The 4,372-nt window shown below is 41.1% G+C and carries 6 protein-coding genes and 1 pseudogene; 1 reads left to right on the forward strand and 6 read right to left on the reverse strand.

Annotated features, from left to right (window positions below; translation table 11 throughout):
• Nucleotides 1–153: 153 nt before the first annotated feature.
• The 6 genes from ACM0OX_RS35190 to ACM0OX_RS35215 form a co-directional block, all read right to left on the reverse strand.
• Nucleotides 154–591 (reverse strand): hypothetical protein, encoded by a 438-nt coding sequence (locus ACM0OX_RS35190; RefSeq protein WP_414519792.1) that lies wholly within the window; start codon nt 589–591, stop codon nt 154–156.
• Nucleotides 592–656: 65 nt separating this feature from the next.
• The gene (locus ACM0OX_RS35195) at nt 657–935 is read right to left on the reverse strand and encodes a hypothetical protein (protein ID WP_414519793.1); all 279 of its coding nucleotides are present in this window, start codon (nt 933–935) and stop codon (nt 657–659) included.
• Between the two features lie 33 nt (nt 936–968).
• Nucleotides 969–1,385, reverse strand: coding sequence for a hypothetical protein (locus tag ACM0OX_RS35200; protein ID WP_414519795.1), 417 nt, complete (start codon nt 1,383–1,385; stop codon nt 969–971).
• Nucleotides 1,386–1,550: 165 nt separating this feature from the next.
• Nucleotides 1,551–1,928 (reverse strand): hypothetical protein, encoded by a 378-nt coding sequence (locus tag ACM0OX_RS35205; RefSeq protein WP_414519797.1) that lies wholly within the window; start codon nt 1,926–1,928, stop codon nt 1,551–1,553.
• Nucleotides 1,929–2,099: 171 nt separating this feature from the next.
• Complete coding sequence (locus tag ACM0OX_RS35210; protein WP_414519799.1) at nt 2,100–2,297, reverse strand: hypothetical protein; 198 nt, start codon at nt 2,295–2,297, stop codon at nt 2,100–2,102.
• A 149-nt stretch (nt 2,298–2,446) separates the two neighbouring features.
• Nucleotides 2,447–2,599 (reverse strand): hypothetical protein, encoded by a 153-nt coding sequence (locus ACM0OX_RS35215; RefSeq protein WP_414519800.1) that lies wholly within the window; start codon nt 2,597–2,599, stop codon nt 2,447–2,449.
• A 1,019-nt stretch (nt 2,600–3,618) separates the two neighbouring features.
• Between ACM0OX_RS35215 and ACM0OX_RS35220 the strand changes: the two are divergent.
• Nucleotides 3,619–4,332 (forward strand): annotated as a pseudogene (locus ACM0OX_RS35220) (reverse transcriptase N-terminal domain-containing protein); the annotation flags it as partial.
• Nucleotides 4,333–4,372 lie beyond the last annotated feature (40 nt).

The raw sequence follows: 4,372 nt of genomic DNA on the forward strand, positions 1-4,372 counted from the left end.
ATACTAGATTAAGTAATTAATCTAATATTATACAATCTAACTGCGTAACAGCTTATAATTACTAGATAATCTAAAATGCTACTTTTCGCATCAATTTGAGCGGGGACTGCATTTTTAAAGGACAGTAGTCATAGAGAGTAAAGTATGATTGATTTACTCATCACCCCAGCTGATTGCATCTAAAAACTCAACAGCATCATTCTCCCAGGTTTCCCCCTGTCTAGACTGTCTAGCCTGACTATCTTCAACTGTCACTATCTTGGGAGGGTCGAGAACATCAAAGCGCGACTCAATCAGAGCGATCGCTGCTGCTAGTGCGGCAATTTGTTTTCTATCCTTGCTAACCTCACCCATTAAACTTATCTGAATATCAACTATTCGCCGCTTCAGTTCGTCTACCTCTGGCTTAGTGACAGCTGGTTTAGGTTGGGTAGGTTGGGTAGCAAGGTGAACTGTCAGGCTATTTTTCAAGGCATCCAAAACAAACTCTTTGAGAGAAATACGTTCATCCTGTGCTCGTGCCTTTACAGCCTCAAGTAGTTCTTTCTCGCCCTCTCCATCAAATTTGATGTTTAATTGTGGTCGGCTCATGACTAGACTTGACTAGACTTGTCTACCCAATAATAGAACAAACTGTTTACTTTTTGTCCAATAAATTAATCAAGTGTTAAATAATCAGAAATTTCTGTCTGTTCTAACTCACTTAAAAAGCCAGCTAATGCAAATGGACATTTACAACTTAGCTCTTGTTCTATAAAATCAGCATTTAGGTGATATTCTAGGCACACAATCTCAAAAATATCTTCAGTGGTTAATTCTAGATTTTCATCTAATTCCACTATCAGCGTTTCTATTAATTGAATTAGCTCTTTAATAGAGAAGTAATTTTTTATTTTGCCAGAGATTATTAGCTGATTTATTTTAGCAACTATCATTTTTAACTCTGCTCTTCTTTTTAAACGTAATCTTCAAATAGGAAAATACTGTTGTAAGATTGGGTACAAAGAATTAGCAATTGCCTCAAACTTATCACCGTCTGGATAGGGACGAGAAATTTCCTCCGCATCTTCATTCAACCACACTTGCCGTATGGGAGTGTACTCAAGCGATAGAATTGCAGTTCTCCACCAACCCGATAAGGCTAGATGTTCACCAGACCAAAATAGCCGGAAATCAACCTTATTATTTCGATAAACTTCATTAATAGGATTAGAACAAGGACGATTTTTCGGATTAAAACTTTCGCTAAAGTAGCCTTGAAAATCAATTGTTATAAAACCTTGTTCAATTTCTGCTGATAATTTAAAGCGAGAGTGTGGATAATGAGCAGATAATATTTTGGCGGCTGCTAATTCAAATTCTATAGGTAAAGTAGATAAACTCATTAATTAATAATTTCCTTGAATACCGATGCAAACATTATTGAAAAGTTGATATAATTGATAAAGACTGCCTATTATTTATAGTCATGATGCTGAGTTCTCTTATCAATTCATAATTAAAAATATTATTATCAAGGTATAACCAGGAGTGTTTTAAAAAAGCAGGAACTAATTTGAAATACTAATAACTCTTGGCTCGATTACTGTACCGTCCAGAAGCAAAACGATCTCACTGCGATCTAAATAACAAATATGCTTATCAATTACTGGGGCGAACACAATATGCCAAAACCATAAAAATGGCTTTGGATGAGGTTGCAGAGATTGAATCGAGGCAGCTATACATACATAAGAGTTAAATTGAGGCCGCTTTCGATAAGCTTCAGCCTGACCAATTTCAATAGCCTCGCTCATTGATAAAGGCACTGCTGACAATTCAGGATTCCAGGTGGAAACTTTTTTAAAAAGTGAGAGGGACACCTCAAAGTAAAGCTTCTTTTCTTCTGTACTGCAAATTAGCAGAGTAATTATTGTATCTTCAAGCATCAAAGCAAATTGTAGATTATCTTAAGTTAAGGAAAGAATTAATAACAAATAGGCTTAATTGTCAATAATTTGTTAATTAATGAACGGATATCTAAACCTACTTTTCAATAGCATTTGAGATGCACTTACACTGAGAAATTATAGATGTATGAGCGCTCGTAATCATGGGGTCTACCCACAGAAATCATCCACACGGATATCCCGCCAGACATCAGAAACCTGCCAGCCGGAATTACCCACAGATTGTACTGGAGGATTGTCAAGCAATGGAACATAGTCAGGAACTCTAGGCTCTGAAATCGCTACTGGTTTCTCCTCAACCTCAACCACAGGGGCAGTACCTGGATTTCTCACAAGTGAGAAATCCAAGGGGTGTGGGAGGTGTGGGAGGTGTGGGAGGTGTGGGAAGGGTGGGAAGGGTGGGAAGGGTGGGGGGAGTAGGGGAAGAGAGGGGAGTAAGGCTTCTTTCTTGTCCTCCCACACTCCCCACACTCCCCACACTCCTCTTCCCCTGAAGCCTACACTATCGTGAGAAATCCGGGAGTAGAATTGACAGTATCGGCTTGAAGAAGTTGGTCTTCTGCTTCTTCGATTAATTTCATCTGTTTTAGGGTAAGCTTGTCGGATTTTTTGATGATCTTCTTAGTATCTGTATCATTAGAAGTTTTCATTGGCTGTTCCCTTGAAGGCATTGGCTTAAAATTTGTCTGAGTAAATTTGAGATAAGTTAGGTATAAATAATTTGCACTGAATTAACAAGGTACACCAAATCGATGGAAAATACGAGTCCCTTGCAGAAGAATTTATTAATTGTGTACAAATCTGTTTTCGGGTAGATGCCCCAGGATAATCTGTTGCACAGATGCAAGTATTAAGCGATCGCTTCTTAATCATGACTGTAACTCAAGACTGTTTTGCGCTTTTGACTCCTAATAAACAGATAATAGATGGTTGAGAGTTCTCGCTGTGGAGGAACAGCGTTGAGAAACTTATCAGGTGAAAAAGGCACAATCTTAGTAGTAGATGACGGTGCGATTCGTTGATTAGTGAATCACGGTATTAAGTCCGTAAATAACTAATCTAGCCCGACAGCAGATTACTGTCACCAAAGGCTGAACTCTCGGTCAGATGGTGCGATTCGTTGATTAGAGAATCCCGGTATCCAGTCCGTACATAACTAATCCAGTCCGTCAGCAGATTACTGACATTAAAGGCTGAACTCTCGGATTGATGCAGGTGCAAGTCCTGTCATTCAGACTCAGAATTGACTCCTTATCTGCCCACACTGACCAGACTCGGTGTCTGGAGGGTGAAGCTGGGAACAGGACACAATCAGACAGCCGTTGCGGGTTGACACTGGTGCTAACAGGGAGTTCCTACGGTGAAACAGAGCCTAGAAAAGCAACCTACCGAGTGGCAAGGGCGCAACACAAAAATCCCTGACCTCATTGGAGTATAATCCCGCCAAATATCAATCTGAATAATGGCAAGAGTCCGGGGAATCCAATGGTTGAAGTGGCTACACCTAACGGAACAATCAATCATTCCGAGGGAACGAATAAAAACGAATTGTGGGTCTAGGGGCAGTCGAACCCCAAGTAGCCCAGACGAGCGGAGGAATCCCCACAGTTCGGGTAGGACAGACCGTAATTGGTCTGAGGTGTTCAGAATACACTACCTAGAGAAGAGTATGGTTAGACACAGTTACAAAACTAGTGAATCATGGGTAGCATTACCCTGGAAGAAATTCCGGCGTAACCTATTCCGCCTTCAAAAGCGCGTGTACAAAGCGGTTCTTGTTGGAGACAAACGGAAAGCTAGGTCACTCCAAAAGCTCATTCTAAAATCAACCTCGGCTCGATTTCTTGCAATAAGACAAGTATCACAGCTAAACGCTGGTAAAAAGACGGCTGGTATTGATGGTAAGAAATCCCTCTCATTTGGAGAACGCTTCAATCTTGAAGAACTACTGAGAATGAATAGCGGAAATTGGAAACATCAAGGCTTACGGGAAATCCCCATCCCCAAGAAGGACGGGACTACCAGAATGCTTAAGATACCCACCATCGCAGATAGAGCTTGGCAATGCCTCGCAAAATACGCACTCGAACCAGCACATGAAGCCACATTCCATGCCCGGAGTTATGGGTTTAGAACTGGGCGCTCTGCCCACGATGCACAACAGTACATCTTTGATAACCTCAAATCCCGATGCAACGGAATAGAAAAACGAGTTATAGAACTCGATATTGAAAAGTGCTTCGACCGGATTAACCACTCAGCAATAATGGATGAACTCATTGCCCCCAAAGGCTTAAAACTCGGTATCTTCCGATGCCTCAAGGCAGGAGTTAACCCAGAATTCCCCGAACAGGGCACACCGCAAGGGGGAGTGGTTACCCCTCCTACAATCTTGCAAACTTTCTGATTCAGACTTTGGGACA

Origin of the sequence: Nostoc sp. PCC 9305, assembly GCF_963920915.1 — a bacterium.
Classification (GTDB): domain Bacteria; phylum Cyanobacteriota; class Cyanobacteriia; order Cyanobacteriales; family Nostocaceae; genus Nostoc.

Bases quoted from the DNA above. Each gene is read 5' to 3' on its own strand.
- ACM0OX_RS35195 (WP_414519793.1), bottom strand. From the start codon at position 935: ATGATAGTTGCTAAAATAAATCAGCTAATAATCTCTGGCAAAATAAAA.
- ACM0OX_RS35215 (WP_414519800.1), bottom strand. From the start codon at position 2,599: ATGAAAACTTCTAATGATACAGATACTAAGAAGATCATCAAAAAATCC.
- ACM0OX_RS35190 (WP_414519792.1), bottom strand. From the start codon at position 591: ATGAGCCGACCACAATTAAACATCAAATTTGATGGAGAGGGCGAGAAA.
- ACM0OX_RS35200 (WP_414519795.1), bottom strand. From the start codon at position 1,385: ATGAGTTTATCTACTTTACCTATAGAATTTGAATTAGCAGCCGCCAAA.
- ACM0OX_RS35205 (WP_414519797.1), bottom strand. From the start codon at position 1,928: ATGCTTGAAGATACAATAATTACTCTGCTAATTTGCAGTACAGAAGAA.